Annotated in this window: 15 protein-coding genes; 10 read left to right on the top strand and 5 right to left on the bottom strand. The window is 70.9% G+C overall.

All coding sequences use genetic code 11. The annotated features are described in order from the left end of the window. Positions 1–4 precede the first annotated feature (4 nt). The 4 genes from HGBR_RS07780 to HGBR_RS07765 form a co-directional block, all read right to left on the bottom strand. The gene (locus tag HGBR_RS07780; protein ID WP_019158771.1) at positions 5–847 is read right to left on the bottom strand and encodes a MetQ/NlpA family ABC transporter substrate-binding protein; all 843 of its coding nucleotides are present in this window, start codon (positions 845–847) and stop codon (positions 5–7) included. A 53-nt stretch (positions 848–900) separates the two neighbouring features. Then, positions 901–1,584, bottom strand: coding sequence for a methionine ABC transporter permease (locus HGBR_RS07775; RefSeq protein ID WP_019158770.1), 684 nt, complete (start codon positions 1,582–1,584; stop codon positions 901–903). Further along, positions 1,581–2,546: a methionine ABC transporter ATP-binding protein gene (locus tag HGBR_RS07770; RefSeq protein ID WP_019158769.1), complete on the bottom strand. Its 966-nt coding sequence runs from the start codon at positions 2,544–2,546 to the stop codon at positions 1,581–1,583. The genes HGBR_RS07775 and HGBR_RS07770 overlap by 4 nt, the downstream gene beginning before the upstream one ends. Positions 2,547–2,722: 176 nt before the next feature. Beyond that, a complete protein-coding gene (locus tag HGBR_RS07765) occupies positions 2,723–3,703 on the bottom strand; it encodes a quinone oxidoreductase family protein (RefSeq protein ID WP_019158768.1) in 981 nt (326 codons plus the stop codon). A 151-nt stretch (positions 3,704–3,854) separates the two neighbouring features. Between HGBR_RS07765 and argC the strand changes: the two genes are divergently transcribed. The 10 genes from argC to HGBR_RS17070 all read left to right on the top strand — a co-directional run bounded on the left by argC (position 3,855) and on the right by HGBR_RS17070 (position 15,066). After that, the gene (gene argC, locus HGBR_RS07760) at positions 3,855–4,949 is read left to right on the top strand and encodes an N-acetyl-gamma-glutamyl-phosphate reductase (protein WP_083882799.1); all 1,095 of its coding nucleotides are present in this window, start codon (positions 3,855–3,857) and stop codon (positions 4,947–4,949) included. Continuing rightward, a complete protein-coding gene (argJ, locus tag HGBR_RS07755; RefSeq protein ID WP_019158766.1) occupies positions 4,946–6,133 on the top strand; it encodes a bifunctional glutamate N-acetyltransferase/amino-acid acetyltransferase ArgJ in 1,188 nt (395 codons plus the stop codon). Before argC ends, argJ begins: the two co-directional genes overlap by 4 nt. Beyond that, entirely contained in the window at positions 6,130–7,083 is a 954-nt protein-coding gene (argB, locus tag HGBR_RS07750; protein ID WP_019158765.1) for an acetylglutamate kinase, read from the top strand. The genes argJ and argB overlap by 4 nt, the downstream gene beginning before the upstream one ends. Next, a complete protein-coding gene (locus tag HGBR_RS07745; protein ID WP_019158764.1) occupies positions 7,080–8,360 on the top strand; it encodes an acetylornithine transaminase in 1,281 nt (426 codons plus the stop codon). The genes argB and HGBR_RS07745 overlap by 4 nt, the downstream gene beginning before the upstream one ends. Next, positions 8,357–9,292 carry an ornithine carbamoyltransferase gene (gene argF / locus HGBR_RS07740; protein WP_019158763.1) on the top strand — a complete coding sequence of 312 codons (936 nt, stop codon included), beginning with the start codon at positions 8,357–8,359 and terminating at the stop codon, positions 9,290–9,292. Before HGBR_RS07745 ends, argF begins: the two co-directional genes overlap by 4 nt. Further along, positions 9,274–9,828, top strand: a complete 555-nt coding sequence (gene argR, locus HGBR_RS07735) for an arginine repressor (protein WP_019158762.1) — start codon at positions 9,274–9,276, stop codon at positions 9,826–9,828. Before argF ends, argR begins: the two co-directional genes overlap by 19 nt. Positions 9,829–9,925: 97 nt before the next feature. After that, positions 9,926–11,140 (top strand): argininosuccinate synthase, encoded by a 1,215-nt coding sequence (locus HGBR_RS07730; protein WP_019158761.1) that lies wholly within the window; start codon positions 9,926–9,928, stop codon positions 11,138–11,140. Beyond that, positions 11,137–12,597, top strand: a complete 1,461-nt coding sequence (gene argH, locus HGBR_RS07725) for an argininosuccinate lyase (RefSeq protein ID WP_019158760.1) — start codon at positions 11,137–11,139, stop codon at positions 12,595–12,597. The genes HGBR_RS07730 and argH overlap by 4 nt, the downstream gene beginning before the upstream one ends. A 115-nt stretch (positions 12,598–12,712) precedes the next feature. Then, positions 12,713–14,002, top strand: a complete 1,290-nt coding sequence (tyrS, locus tag HGBR_RS07720; protein ID WP_019158759.1) for a tyrosine--tRNA ligase — start codon at positions 12,713–12,715, stop codon at positions 14,000–14,002. 92 nt (positions 14,003–14,094) lie between these two features. Then, entirely contained in the window at positions 14,095–15,066 is a 972-nt protein-coding gene (locus HGBR_RS17070) for a CPBP family intramembrane glutamic endopeptidase (RefSeq protein ID WP_019158758.1), read from the top strand. 50 nt (positions 15,067–15,116) lie between these two features. Here the strand turns inward: HGBR_RS17070 and HGBR_RS20540 are convergent. Then, positions 15,117–15,457 (bottom strand): hypothetical protein (locus HGBR_RS20540; RefSeq protein WP_218915956.1); only part of this gene is annotated, 341 nt, incomplete at its 5' end.

Below are 15,457 nucleotides of genomic sequence, written 5' to 3'. Positions count from 1 at the left end.
CGGATCAGAAGGCCGGCAGCACCGCGCCGTCCGACCACGTGTCCTCGATGTACTGCTTGACCTCGTCGGAGTGCAGCAGATCGTCGAGGGCGATGATCGCCTCGTTCGTCTCGTCGCCGGCGCGGACGGCCAGGAAGTTCGAGTACGGGTTGCCCTCGCCGTCCTCGACGAGGATGCTGTCCTCCGTCGGGGAGAGTCCGGCCTCGAGGGCGTTGTTGCCGTTGATGACCGAGGCATCGGTGTCCGCCAGGGTGCGAGCGAGCTGCGCGGCGTCCGCCTCGACGAACTCGAGGTTCTTCGGGTTGTCCGCGACGTCGTGGATCGTCGCCGTCACCGCGTCGACCCCGTCGGCCAGCCCGATGACGCCGGCCTGGGCGAGGAGGTCGAGCGCGCGGCCCTGGTTGGAGGGATCGTTGTTGATGCCGATCGTCGCACCGTCCGGCAGGTCCTCGATGTTCTCGAGCGTCTCCGAGTACAGGGCGAAGGGTTCGATATGGACTCCCTCGAAGTGGGCGAGCTCGTAGCCCTGGCCCTCGACCTCGGACTCGTAGTACGGGAGGTGCTGGAAGTAGTTCGCGTCGAGGTCACCGTCGACCAGCGCCTTGTTGGGCGCCGTGTAGTCGGTGAATTCCTTGATCTCGAGGTCGAGTCCCGCGTCCTCGGCGAGGTTCTCGTCGACGAAGCGGAGGATGTCGCCGTGGGGCACGGGCGAGACGCCGACAGTGAGCGTCGTGACGCCGTCGGACTCCTGGCCGACGGTCTCCTCGTCGCCGCCGCCTGCGCCGCAGGCGCTCAGGGTGAGGACGGTCGCCGCGACGGCGGCTGCGAGGGTGAGAGACGTGCGCATGGTTCTCCTTCGGATGATGCGGTGGTGGGTGAGGCTGGGGGAGTCCGGAGCGATCACTTGCGGTGATCGACCGCGCGGGCGAGCAGATCGCCCAGCAGCTGGATGAGGCCGACGCAGGCGACGAGCAGGACGATGCACGCGATCATCGTGTCCGTCTGGTAGCGCTGGTAGCCGTATGAGATGGCGAGGGCGCCCAGACCGCCGCCGCCCACGGCACCGGCCATCGCCGTGTAGCTCACGAGCGCCACGGACGTGACCGTCGCGCCGGAGACGAGGCCGGGCAGCGCCTCGGGGACGAGCACCTGCCGGATGAGCTGCCACCGGCCGGCTCCCATCATCTGGACCGCTTCGATCTTGCCCGCGGACACCTCGCGCAGCGCGGACTCGACGAGGCGCGCGTAGAACGGGATGGCGCTCACGGTGAGCGACACGACCGCCGCCTGCCAGCCCAGGGCCGAATCCGTGATGAAGCGGGCCAGGGGGATGAGCGCGATCATGAGGATGATGAACGGGATCGAGCGGCCGATGTCGACGACGACGGACACGACGCGGTAGACCACGGGGTTCGCCGCGAGCGATTTCTTCGCCGTCATGTAGAGCCAGATGCCCAGGGGCAGACCGGCGATGATCGCGAAGAGCGTCGCGAAGAGCGTCATGAGAAGGGTGTCGCCCAGTGCGGGCCACAGCTCCACGCGGATGGCCGGGTTCTCGAACCAGGTGGGGCGGTCGGCGGTCATGCGGCCTCCTCGACGTGGATCCCGCCGTCGCGCAGGATGGAGGAGAGGGCGTCGCGAGCATCGCGGTCCGCGCAGAGCAGGCGGATGCGGCCCACCGGCTTCCCGTCGATCGTCTCGAGGGTGCCGGACTCGACCTCGGCCTCGGGCGCTCCGGCCGCACGTGCGAGTGCGAAGACCTGGGCGAGCGACGTGCCCGCGAGCGACACCTCGAGGGCGCGTCCGTCGATGCCCTGGGGGGACGGCGGCAGGGGGACGAGGTCCTTGGCGAGCGGGGTGCCTGGGGAGGAGAGGATCTCCTGGAGAGAGCCGGTCTGCGTGACGGCCCCGTTCTCCAGCAGCGTGGCTGAGTCGCAGATCTCGCGGACCACGGACATCTCGTGCGTGATGATGAGCACGGTGATGTCCAGGCGGTCGCGCAGCGAGGAGATGAGGGAGAGGATCTGGCCCGTCGTCTGCGTGTCGAGAGCGCTCGTCGGCTCGTCGCAGAGGAGGATCCTGGGCTCCGTCGCCAGCGCGCGGGCGATGCCGACGCGCTGCTGCTGACCGCCGGACAGCTGTGCGGGGTGGTTCCCGGCACGATCGGACAGCCCCACGAGGTCGAGCAGCTCGCGTGCGCGGGCGCGTCGCTCGGCGCGGGGGACCCCGGCGACCTGGAGCGGGTGCTCGACGTTCGCCAGCGCGGTGCGGGAGTCCAGCAGGTTCGCGTGCTGGAAGACCATGCCGATGCTGCGGCGCGACCGGCGCAGGGCGGCGCCGCGCTGCTGCGTGATGTCGAGTCCGTCGACGACTGCGCTGCCGCTCGTCGCGGGCTCGAGCCCGGTGAGGCAGCGGATGAGGGTCGATTTGCCGGCGCCGGAGCGGCCTACGATGCCATGGATCTCTCCGGCGGCGACGGACAGCGAGATGCCCTCCAGCGCGGTGACGCCTGCGAACTCCTTGCGGAGATCTCTGAGTTCGATCAAGGGGTGTCCTCGTCTGAGTGCGGAGCCGGGATCGCCGGCAAACGTTCACATTCTGGACTCCCCGCACCGCGGGAGAGACATCGTTCGTCATATTCCGCAACAGTCCGCATGACACCGCGCCCCCGCCCGCCGGAGGGTGGGTGGGGGCGCGCTGTGAGAGGGTGCGGTGGCTCGACTCAGACGGTGAGGATGACCTTGCCCGTCGTGCGGCGACCCTCGAGGGCGCGGTGGGCCTCCTCTGCCTCCGCGAGGGGGAACGTCTGCCCCACGCGGAAGTCCAGCCAGCCGTCCTTCAGGCCATCGAAGAGCATGGCCGAGCGCTCGGCGAGCTCCTCCGGCGTGCGTACGAACCAGGCGAGCGAGGGACGGGAGAGGAAGACGCCGCCCTCGCCGTTGAGGCGCTGGATGTCGAACGGCGGCACCTGTCCGGACGCGCCGCCGAAGAGGACGAGCGAGCCGCGCACCGCGGTCGCCCGCAGCGACGCATCGAAGGTGTCCTTGCCGACTCCGTCGTACGCCACGTCGACGCCGCGGCCGTCCGTGAGGTCGAAGACCTTCTGCGCGACGTCGACGCCCTCGCCGTAGAGGAACACCTCGTCCGCACCGGCGTCGCGGGCCAGCTGCGCCTTCTCCTCCGTCGACACGGTGCCGATGACCCGTCCGCCCAGGTGCTTGATGAGCTGGATGAGCAGGAGGCCCACGCCGCCGGCGGCCGCGTGGACGAGGGCCGTCTGACCCGGCACGATCCGGTGCGAGTCGGTCACGAGGTACTGGGCGGTGAGGCCCTGGAGCGGGATCGCCGCGGCGGCGGCGAAGTCGACGCCCTCCGGCACCCGCATCGCCACGTCGGCACGGACGATCGCATGCGTCGCGTACGAGCCCGGCGCATCGTGCCAGGCGACGCGATCGCCCTCACTCCAGAGGGTGACGCCCTCGCCCACGGCGGTCACGACGCCGGCGCCCTCGACGCCCACGGTGTGGGGGTAGTCCATGGGGTACACACCGGAGCGGCGGTACGTGTCGATGAAGTTGATGCCCGCGGCGTGCACCTCGACGAGGATCTCGCCCTCGCCCGGCTCCGCGACGTCGATCGGTCCGTACTCGAGGACCTCGGGTCCTCCGGCCTCCAGGGCCCTCACTCCGAATGCTTCCACCATGGTCCGCCTCATCTCCGCGCGGTCGCCGCGCCGGTTCGGGTCTACGCTGACAGCACGACACTAACGCGCAGCCGCGCTGCGGCACGAGAGCGTTCGGCAGTCGGACGCGCGGTGCACCCCGTGCCGGACAACAGGGTGTATGATTATTCGCATGAGTGAATACACTGTGGCGGTCTCTGGTGCCACCGGGTACGCGGGCGGTGAGCTCCTCCGCCTGCTGGCCGGGCACCCGCGCCTTCGCGTCACGACGGTCGCGGGCCATTCGACGGCGGGCGACGCGCTGGGTCAGCACCAGCCCCACCTCGCGGCGTACGCGGACCGGGTCATCGTCCCCTCGACCGCGCAGGAGCTCGCGGGTCACGACGTCGTCGTCCTCGCGCTGCCGCACGGCGCCTCTGGGGCGATCGCCGCGGAGCTCGAGCAGACGAGCCCCGGGACCCTCATCCTCGACCTCGCCGCCGACCACCGGCTGCAGGACGCGTCGGCGTGGACGGAGTTCTACGGCGGCGAGCACCCCGGCACGTGGACCTATGGACTCCCGGAGCTCCTGCGCGCGGACGGGACGAAGCAGCGCGAGGCTCTCCGTGAGGCGACGCGGATCGCCGTCCCCGGCTGCAACGTCACCGCCGTGACTCTGGGTCTCCAGCCGCTCCTCGCCGCCGGGTTCGTCGACCCGACCCGACTCACCGCGGCACTGGCCAACGGGGTCTCCGGCGCGGGGAAGGCGCTCAAGCCCCACCTGCTGGCCGGTGAGATCCTCTCCGACGTGAGCTCGTACGGGCAGGCGGGAACGCACCGGCACGTCCCGGAGATCGAGCAGAACCTCGCCGGAGTGCTGGGCGTCGACCCGGGCCGGCAGCACGACGGCGCCGTGAGAATCTCCTTCACCCCCACTCTCGTCCCCGTCGTCCGCGGCATCCACGCGACCCTCTCCGCGCCCCTGGTGCCCGGTGTGAGCCCGGACGAGGCTGCAGAGCGTGCAGCAGAGGCCTTCGCGTCCGCCTACGCGGACGAACCGTTCGTGACTGCCCTGCCGCAGGGCCGGTGGCCGCGCACGTCGTCCGTCACCGGCTCGAACACCGCGCAGATCCAGTGGGCGCTCGATGCCCGGGCCGGGACCGTCCTCGTGACGGTGGCCCTCGACAACCTGGTCCGCGGCACCGCGGGTCAGGCCCTGCAGTCCGCGCACCTCGCCCTGGGCCTCGACGAGGCGCTCGCCCTCCCCGTGAATGGAGTCGCACCATGACGATCACCCACCCGTCCGGCTTCCGCGCCGCAGGGAGCGCCGTGGGCCTCAAGCCCTCCGGCAGGCCTGACCTCACCCTCGTCGTGAACGACGGACCGTCCGACGCGGTCGCCGCCGTCTACACGTCGAACCGCTGCAAGGCGAACCCCGTCCTCTGGTCGGAGACCGCCGGTGCGGACGGCCGCGCCCGCGCCGTCGTGCTCAACTCCGGCGGCGCGAACTGCTACACCGGCAGCTTCGGCTTCCAGACGTCCCACATGACCGCCGAGCGGGCCGGCGAACTGCTCGACGTGTCCGCGCAGGACGTCCTCATCTGCTCGACCGGCCTCATCGGGGTGGGCGGCCAGGACTTCCGGGATCGGATCCTGGGCGGCCTGCCGGACCTCGTCACGGCTGCGGGCTCCGAGCCCCGGCACGGGCAGGACTCCGCCGAGGCCATCATGACGACCGACACCGTGCCCAAGACGATCGAGCGCACCGCGCAGGTCGACGGTGCGGCCGGCGCCCCCGGCGAATACCGCATGGGCGGCATGGCGAAGGGCGCTGGCATGCTGGCCCCCGGTCTCGCGACGATGCTCGTCGTCCTCACGACGGACGCGGACCTGCCGGCCGCGGTGCTGGACCGCGCGCTGCGCACGGCGACCGCGCAGTCGTTCGACCGCCTCGACACGGACGGCTGCATGTCGACGAACGACACGGTCATCCTCATGGCTTCGGGCGCCTCCGGCGCGACGCCGGACGAGGGGTCCTTCACGGAGCTCCTCACGGACGCGTGCCTCGACCTCATGCGGCAGCTCCATGTGGACGCGGAGGGTGCGCACCACGACATCGCGATCACGACCTCGGGAGCGGCGAGCGTCGCAGAGGCCGTCGCTGTCAGCCGATCCGTCGCCCGCTCGAACCTCTTCAAGGCCGCGATCTTCGGCGAGGACCCCAACTGGGGCCGCGTCGTCGCGCAGGTCGGGACGACCGACGCGACCTTCGATCCCGCCCGCATCGACGTGACGATCAACGGGGTGCGGGTCTGCACGGACTCGACCCCGGACGACGACCCCGAGTCCGTCGTCTTCACCCGCGAGGTGACCGTCGAGATCGACCTGAAATCCGGTCCGGAATCCGCGACCGTCTGGACCTCAGACCTCACCCACGACTACGTCGAAGAGAACAGCGCATACTCGACATGAGCACAGCAGACCCCATCACGACACCGGCCCAGCGGCTGGCGCAGGCGCAGGCGAAGGCGGACGTCCTCACGGAGGCGCTGCCCTGGATCAAGACGTTCGCGGGCGCGACCGTCGTCATCAAGTACGGCGGGAACGCGATGGTCAGCCCGGAGCTCCAGCAGGCGTTCGCGGACGACATCGCGTTCCTCCGCTTCGCGGGCATCCGCCCCATCGTCGTCCACGGCGGCGGGCCGCAGATCTCGACGATGCTCGACCGGCTGGGGATCAGCAGCGAGTTCCGTGCGGGCCAGCGCGTCACCAGTGAAGAGGCGGCGCACGTGGCCCGGATGGTGCTGGCCGGCGACGTCAACCGGGACATCGTCGCCCGCATCAACCAGAACGGCAGCGCGGCGGTGGGCCTCTCCGGCGAGGACGGCGATCTCCTGCTGGCGCGGCCCGCCACCGTCGTCGTGGGCGACGAACGCGTCGAGCTGGGCCGCGTGGGCACTGTCGCGTCCGTGTCCACGGACCTCATCCACGAGCTGCTGGACGCCGGTCGGGTGCCCGTCATCTGCTCGATCGCGGCGGAGGCGGGCGGCGAGCCCGGTCGACCGCTCAACGTGAACGCGGACCTGGCGGCGGCGGCGATCGCCCGGCACATGCGCGCGGACAAGCTCATGATGCTGACGGACGTCGCCGGTCTCTACCGGAACTGGCCGGACACGGACAGCCTCATCTCGCAGATCTCGACCGACGAGCTGCGGGAGCTGCTGCCCCGTCTGGACTCGGGGATGATCCCCAAGATGACCGCCGCGCTCGAGGCCGTCGAGGCCGGGGTGGGCCACGCCCACATCGTCGACGGCCGAGTCGCGCACTCGATCCTCCTGGAGGTCTTCACGACGGAGGGGATCGGGACGATGGTGAGCGCGGATCCGGAGGCGCTCGAGAGGACGAGGGGAGGACTCGCATGAGCAGCACGACAGACACCACGACGGACGGCGGAGCCGTGACGGCCGGGCCGGCGGGATCGGGGGTCCCGGTGCCGGACGGCGACTGGCGAACGCACCACTCCGCGTCGATCCTGCCCGCACTGGGCCGCCCGCAGCGGCTGCTGGTGCGCGGTGAGGGCGTCCACGTGTGGGACGAGACCGGCAAGCGGTACACGGACCTGCTGGCGGGCATCGCCGTCAACTCCCTGGGACATGCGCACCCGGCGATCGTCGAGGCGCTCACCGCACAGGTGGGGACGCTGGGCCACATCTCGAACTACTTCGCCTCGCCCCCGCAGATCGCCCTCGCGGAGCGCGTGCTGGACCTTGCCGGCGCACCGGAGGGTTCGAGCGTCTACTTCTCGAACTCGGGTGCGGAGGCGAACGAGGCCGCGCTCAAGATCACCCGCCGGACGGGTCGGACGAAGGTCGTCGCGGTCGAGGGGTCCTTCCACGGCCGGACGATGGGGGCGCTCGCTCTCACGTCGAAGGCCGCCTACCGCACGCCGTTCGACCCGGGGGTGCCCGGCGTCGTCCACGTGCCCTTCGGCGATGAGGAGGCGCTGCGCGCGGCGGTCGACGATCAGACCGCAGCGGTCGTCCTCGAGCCGATCCAGGGCGAGTCGGGCGTGCGCCGCCACCCCGCCGGCTATCTGCGCGCCGCGCGCCAGGCGACGACGGCCGCCGGCGCCCTGCTGGTCCTCGACGAGGTCCAGACGGGGATCGGCCGCACCGGCGCGTGGTTCGCGTTCCAGCGCCCGGAGGTGGGCGAGGGCGTCGTCCCGGACGTCATGACCCTGGCCAAGGGCCTGGGCGGCGGCATGCCGATCGGTGCGACCGTCACCTTCGGCTCCGCCGTCACACAGCTGCTGCAGCCGGGCCAGCACGGGTCGACCTACTCCGGCAACCCGCTCGCCACGGCCGTCGCGCTGGCGGTCGTCACGACTCTCGAGTCCGAGGGGCTTGTCGCGCACACCGCGGCGCTGGGGGAGCGCACCCGCGCGCTGCTGGGCGACCTGCCGCAGGTCGCCGGGATCACCGGCGCCGGGATGCTGCTGGGCGTCGAGCTGACCGACGGCCGCGCGAAGGCCGTCGCGGACGCCGCGCTGGAGGCGGGCTTCATCGTGAATCCCGTGACGGACACCCGCCTGCGCCTGGCCCCGCCCCTCATCATCACCGACGAACCGCTGCAGGAGTTCGCCCGGGTCCTGCCGGACCTCGTCGCGACCGCCGCCACGACCACGGAAGCAGGAGCATGACCCGTCACTTCCTCACGGACACGGACCTGAGCCCGGACGAGCTCACCCAGGTGCTCGACCTGGCCGACGAGCTCAAGGCCGCGCCCTACGCGCACCGCCCCCTCGAGGGTCCGCAGACCGTCGCCGTCTTCTTCGACAAGACCTCGACCCGCACCCGCGTGAGCTTCGCGGCCGGCATCAGCCAGCTGGGCGGTGCGCCCCTCATCATCAACCCGGGCGAGAGCCAGCTGGGCCACAAGGAGTCGATCGCCGACACCGCGCAGGTGCTCGAGCGCATGGTCTCCGCGATCGTGTGGCGCACGTTCGCGCAGGCGGGCCTCGAGGAGATGGCGCAGCACTCGTCCGTCCCCGTCGTGAACGCCCTGTCGGACGACTTCCACCCGTGCCAGATCCTCGCGGACCTCGTAACGATCCGCGAGCACCGGCACACCGGCACCGGGAACGGTCTGGCCGGCCTCACGATGAGCTACTTCGGAGACGGCGCGAACAACATGGCGAACTCGTACGCGCTGGGCGGGGTGAATGCGGGCATGCACGTGCGGATCGCCGCGCCGGTCGGCCACCAGCCGGCGGAGGCGATCGTCGCCGAGGCCCGGGTCCTGTCCCAGCGCACCGGCGGCTCGCTGACCGTGACGGACGACGCCGCCGAGGCCGCGGCCGGGGCGAACGTGCTCGTCACCGACACGTGGGTGTCGATGGGGCAGGACGCCGCCGGTCGCGATGACGAGTCGTCCCCGTTCGCGCCCTTCCAGGTGACGGGCGAGCTCATGGCGCTGGGCGAGGACCCGATCTTCCTCCACTGCCTGCCCGCCTACCGCGGCAAGGAGGTCGCCGCCTCGGTCATCGACGGGCCGGCCTCCGTCGTGTTCGACGAAGCGGAGAACCGCCTCCACGCGCAGAAGGCTCTGCTGGCATGGCTGCTGAGCAGCTGAGGTCGAAGACGGCGCGGCAGCAGCTGATCGTGTCGCTCATCGAGCGGCAGCCGATCGCCTCGCAGTCGGAGCTGGCGATGCGCCTCTCCGCGATGGGGGTCACCGTCACCCAGGCCACCCTCTCCCGGGACCTGGGTGAGATCGGGGCCGTCAAGGTGCGCGGGGCCTCGGGAGCGGTGTACGCGGTGCCCGGCGAGGGAGGCGAGCGGGGCACCCTCTTCTCCGCGCAGGGCGCCGACGTGTTCGACGCGCGCCTCCAGAGGCTCCTCGAGGAGCTGCTGGTCAGCGCGATCCACTCGGAGAACCTCGTCGTCCTGCGCACCCCGCCGGGTGCCGCGCAGTACCTGGCCAGTGCGATCGACCGCTCCGTCCTCACCGGTGTCATCGGCTCCATCGCGGGCGATGACACGGTCCTCGTCATCGCGGCCGCGGATGCGGGCGGGGAGACGATCGCGCGACTGTTCCTCGAGCTCGCCGGCCACGAGGTCGCCGCGGACCAGCCGACCGAGGCCGGGGAGCCCGGCCCGCAGACGTGACCTGCGCGTGCGCGGACGACGCGCATGCCTCACACTGAACCCAGACGCGCGTCCGGCGGACGCGCACCCGTGACAACCGAACAAGGAGAACCACCCCATGACTGACCGGATCGTCCTCGCCTACTCGGGCGGACTCGACACCTCCGTCGCGATCGGCTGGATCCACGACGCCACCGGCGCCGAGGTCGTGGCCATGGCCGTCGACGTCGGCCAGGACGGCGAGGACCTCGAGACCATCCGCCAGCGCGCGCTGGACTGCGGTGCGGTCGAGGCGTACGTGGCGGACGCCCGCGACGAGTTCGCGGACGAGTACTGCATGCCCGGCCTCAAGGCGAACACGCTGTACATGGACTCGTACCCCAACGTGTCCGCCCTGTCCCGCCCGCTCATCACGAAGCACCTGGTGCGCGCGGCCCGCCAGTTCGGGGCGACGACCGTGGCCCATGGCTGCACCGGCAAGGGCAACGACCAGGTCCGCTTCGAGGTGTCGCTCACGTCGCTGGCACCGGACCTCACGTGCATCGCCCCCGTCCGCGACCTGGCGCTCACCCGCGAGGCGGCGATCGAGTACGCGGAGAAGAACTCCCTGCCGATCGTCACGACGAAGTCGAACCCCTTCTCGATCGACCAGAACGTGTGGGGCCGCGCCGTGGAGACTGGATTCCTCGAGGACATCTGGAACAGCCCCACGAAGGACGTCTACGACTACACGGACGATCCTGCGTTCCCGCCGCCGGCGGACGAGGTGACGATCCGCTTCGAGAAGGGGATCCCCGTCGCGATCGACGGCCGGCCCGTCACCCCGCTCGAGGCGATCATGGAGCTCAACAAGCGCGCCGGCGCCCAGGGCATCGGCCGCATCGACATCGTCGAGGACCGCCTCGTGGGCATCAAGTCCCGTGAGGTGTACGAGGCACCGGGCGCGATGACCCTCATCGCGGCGCACCGCGAGCTGGAGAACATCACGCTCGAGCGCGAGCAGGCCCGCTTCAAGAAGCTCGTCGACCAGCGCTGGACCGAGCTGGTGTACGACGGCCAGTGGTTCTCGCCGCTCAAGAAGAACCTGGACTCCTTCATCGAGGACTCGCAGGAGTACGTGACCGGGGAGATCCGCATGGTGCTGCACGGCGGTCGTGCGACCGTCGAGGGCCGCCGGTCGGATTCGACGCTGTACGACTTCGGACTGGCGACCTACGACGAGGGTCAGACCTTCGACCAGTCCGCGGCGCGCGGCTTCATCGACATCTACGGACTGTCGTCCAAGCAGGCGGCGGCGCGCGACGTGCGGTTCGGCAAGGACATGCTCAAGTGACCGGAGCGCCGAACGCCGCCGCAGGTGCCGCCGGGCAGGACGGGGAGCGGGTCGCCCTGTGGGGCGGCCGGTTCGCGGCCGGGCCCGCGGATGCGCTCGCGCAGCTGTCGAAGTCGACGGACTTCGACTGGCGCTTGGCCCGCTACGACCTCGCGGCGTCCCGGGCCCACGCCCGCGTGCTGTCCGGCGCGGGACTCCTGACGGACGATGACCTCTCCGCGATGATCGCGGCGCTCGACGAGCTCGAGCGCCGCGTGGTCGCGGGGGAGTTCCTGCCCGCGCAGGACGACGAGGACGTGCACTCCGCCCTGGAGCGCGGGCTCATGGAGGTCGCGGGTGCGGAGCTGGGCGGTCGCCTGCGGGCCGGCCGCTCGCGCAACGACCAGATCGCGACGTTCGGCCGCATGTACCTGCGCGACCACGCGCGGGTGATCGGCGGCCTCGTCCTGGACGTCGTCGACGCACTCATCGCACAGTCGGAGGCGCACCCGGACGCGGCGATGCCCGGACGGACCCATCTCCAGCACGCCCAGCCGGTCCTCCTGGCGCATCACTTGCTGGCGCACGCGTGGCCGCTGCTGCGCGACGTCGCGCGTCTGGTCGACCTGGACGCACGACTCGCGGTGTCGCCGTACGGGTCCGGCGCGCTGGCGGGGTCGTCCCTGGGGCTGGACCCCCAGGCGGTCGCGGAGGAGCTGGGCTTCAGCGATTCGGTCGAGAACTCGATCGACGGAACGGCCTCCCGCGACGTGTTCGCGGAGTTCGCGTTCGTGACCGCCATGATCGGCGTCGACCTGTCGCGGCTGAGCGAGGAGATCATCGTGTGGGCGACGAAGGAGTTCTCCTTCGTGACCCTGGACGATGCGTTCTCCACCGGCTCGTCGATCATGCCGCAGAAGAAGAACCCGGACGTCGCCGAGCTGACGCGCGGCAAATCCGGGCGGCTCATCGGCGACCTCACCGGTCTGCTGGCAACGCTCAAGGCGATGCCGCTCGCGTACAACCGGGACCTCCAGGAGGACAAGGAACCCGTGTTCGACGCGACGGACACCCTGGAGCTGCTGCTGCCGGCCTTCACCGGGATGGTCGCGACGCTCGTCTTCGACGTCGACCGGATGGAGCACCTGGCGCCGCGCGGGTTCGCGCTCGCGACCGATGTCGCGGAATGGCTGGTGCGGCAGGGCGTTCCGTTCCGGGTCGCGCATGAGCTGTCCGGCGAGGCGGTCCGCCTGGCCGAGTCGCGCGACGTCGAGCTCTGGGACCTGACGGACGAGGACTACGCGGGGATCTCCCCGCACCTCACCCCCGCGGTCCGCGAGGTCCTCACCACCCGCGGCTCGATCGACTCGCGCAATGCGAAGGGCGGCACCGCCCGCACCGCGGTGGCCGTCCAGCTGGAGAACGCCCGGGCCGAGTCCGCGCGGCTGCGCGACTTCGCCGCCTCGCGCCTCCGCTGACGGACACCCCCTCACGCCGCCCTCCGGACACGCACCCCGTGCGCGCCCGGAGGGCGGCTACACTTGCACCCGGCGTCCGACCGCACAGGTCGCGACCGGGCGGGAAAGGAAGACTGTGACCGACATCCTCAGCGAACTGCAGGCACGAGGGCTGGTAGCGCTGTCCACCGACGAGGACGCGCTGCGGAAGGCGCTCACGGAGGAGACGGTCCGGTTCTATGTGGGCTTCGACCCCACCGCCCCCAGCCTGCACATGGGGAACCTCGTCCAGATCCTCACCGCCAAGCGCCTGCAGGCCGCCGGTCACCAGCCGTTCGCGCTGGTGGGCGGAGCGACCGGCCTGATCGGCGATCCGCGCATGTCGGGGGAGCGCACCCTCAACCCGCGGGAGGTCGTCGACGGGTGGGTGGAGAGCATCCGCGGCCAGATCGAGCGCTTCCTCGATTTCGACGGACCCGTCGCCGCTCAGATGGTCAACAATCTGGACTGGACCGGCGGGCTCAGCGCACTCGACTTCCTGCGGGACATCGGCAAGCACTTCTCCGTCAACCGGATGCTCGCGAAGGAGACCGTCGCGACGCGTCTGAACAGCGAGCACGGGATCTCGTTCACGGAGTTCTCCTACCAGATCCTCCAGGGCAACGACTTCCTGGAGCTGCACCGTCGCCACGGCATCACGATGCAGACGGGCGGCTCCGACCAGTGGGGCAATCTGACCTCGGGCACGGACCTCATCCGACGGGTGGAGCAGCGCACCGTCCACGCGATGGCGACGCCGCTCATCACGAAGGCGGACGGCACGAAGTTCGGCAAGACGGAGTCCGGCACGGTCTGGTTGGACCCGGCTCTCACCAGCCCGTATGCCTTCAGCCAGTTCTGGCTCAACGCGGACGACCGCGACGTCCTCACGTACCTCCACGTGTTCTCCTTCCGCTCGCTCGAGGAGATCGAGGACATCCGGGTCCGGTTCGAGGAGGCGCCCCACACGCGACTGGCGCAGAAGGAACTCGCGCACGAGGTCACGGCGATGGTCCACGGCGAGGAGCAGGCGGCACAGGCGTTCGCCGCGGCGGACGCGCTGTTCCGCGGTGGGGAGCTGCGCGACATCGCGCCCGCCACCCTGGCCGCCGCGACCGCAGAGCTGCCGCGCGGGGAGGTGACCGCCGCGCAGCTGGCCGAGGGCCTGCCCGTCGCGGACGCGCTCGCGCTGGCCGGCATCGTGAAGTCCAAGTCGGAGGGACGCCGCGCGACGCGCGAGGGCGGTGCCTCCGTCAACAACGCGAAGGTCGACGGCGAGGACGCGGTCCTCACGCAGGCGGACGTGCTGGACGCAGGCGAGACTGGCGTCATCGTCCTGCGTCGGGGCAAGAAGACCCTGGGCGCCCTCACCGTCGTCCGGGGCTGAGGCCCTCAGCGGAGGAGGGGCCGCGTCCGGAGCGGCGGCCCCATGCACAGCGGGCGGGGCGGTGGACGACCGGGGCCGGTGGGAGTGATCGGATGATCGGGGACACGACGAGGCGCGATGACGCGCGAGGCGCACTGGTGTTCACGATCCTGGCACTGGCCGCCGGCTGGATCGTCCTCGCACCCCTCTGGCTCCTGGTCGACGGGCGACCCGTCTACGCGAGCGGCGGTGCCGGACCGGTCGGCGGGACGGACGCGGTCCGAGCCCTCCTGCTCCAGGTGTTCCCGGCGGTCATGATGCTCACGCCCGCTCTGGCCGCATGGGTGACGATGCGGTGGGTCCACGGCATCCGCTTCCGCACGATGCTCACCGACCTGGGACTGGGTGTCCCGCCCGCCACGCGCAGACGCCCGTTCGTCACCCTCCTGCTCTGGAGCCTCCTGGCGATCGCGGGAACGATCGGCCTCGTCGTGGCGTCCGTGGCGGTCGCGGCACTGCTGGGCTTCCTTCCGGTCGATCGCAGCCTGCCCGTCCTGGCATCCGCGGCGCAGGAGACGGGTCTGCCGGTCGGCCTGCTGCTGGCGTTGCAGCTCGTGTCCGTCCCCGTGGCGGCCGTCGTGCCCAACGCCTTCTTCGCCGCGGGCGAGGAGATCGGGTGGCGCGGGTACCTGCTGCCGCGCCTGCGCAGACTCTGGGGAGCCCCGGTGGCCGTGATCGTGTCCGGCATCGTGTGGGGCGCGTGGCACGCGCCGGTCATCCTGCTGGGCTACAACTTCTCCCGGCCCGATGGTGGGGGAGTGCTGCTCATGATCGCCGGTTGCGTGGCCGTAGGCGCGTGGTTCAGCTGGCTCGCCCTCGCCGGCCGGACGATCTGGCCGGCGATCGTGGCGCACGGCGCCCTCAACGCCTCGGCTGCGTTCTACCTGCTGGTGTCCGGTGACCCGCAGGTCGACGGTGCTCTGGCCGGCCCGCTGGGTGTGGCCGGCTGGCTCGCGTTCGGCGTGATGGGCACCGTCCTGCTGGCGGTGTACCACCGTCGGTCATGGCACGCTCACCAGGTGTGATGGGTGCCATAGGGTTCTGAGTTGCGGGTGGGTGAACTCCTGGCGTAGGTTTATACCTGTTGCTCGACGGGAACACCGAAGAGAACGGGATGGCCGGTCGGATACGAACCGCAGTTGTCCCGGTACCACTGGAACGGCAGTCGGCAACAGGTTCCACACACGGTGATGATCCGCTGGGCAGTTTCAGCGGGGCGAAGCGTGTGGCGCAGGTCACGGAGACGGGATTTGCGTCGCAGGGCCGGGTGGGGATAGAGTTTCATCTCGTCGCTCTGCAGCAGGGTGGCCCTCAGGGGGCCGGCTGGCAGCGGGTGGCGGTAGATGTAAACGTAGAACTTATCAGGCCTTACGGTGAGTGCTGGGTGTGTTTGCGCCTGGTGTGAGCGGTTTGTGC

This window comes from Brevibacterium senegalense (assembly GCF_000285835.1).
In the GTDB taxonomy this organism is placed as follows: Bacteria; Actinomycetota; Actinomycetes; order Actinomycetales; family Brevibacteriaceae; genus Brevibacterium; species Brevibacterium senegalense.
The sequence above is the reverse complement of the archived record's forward strand: the minus strand, read 5'-3'. Positions and strand labels throughout refer to the sequence as shown.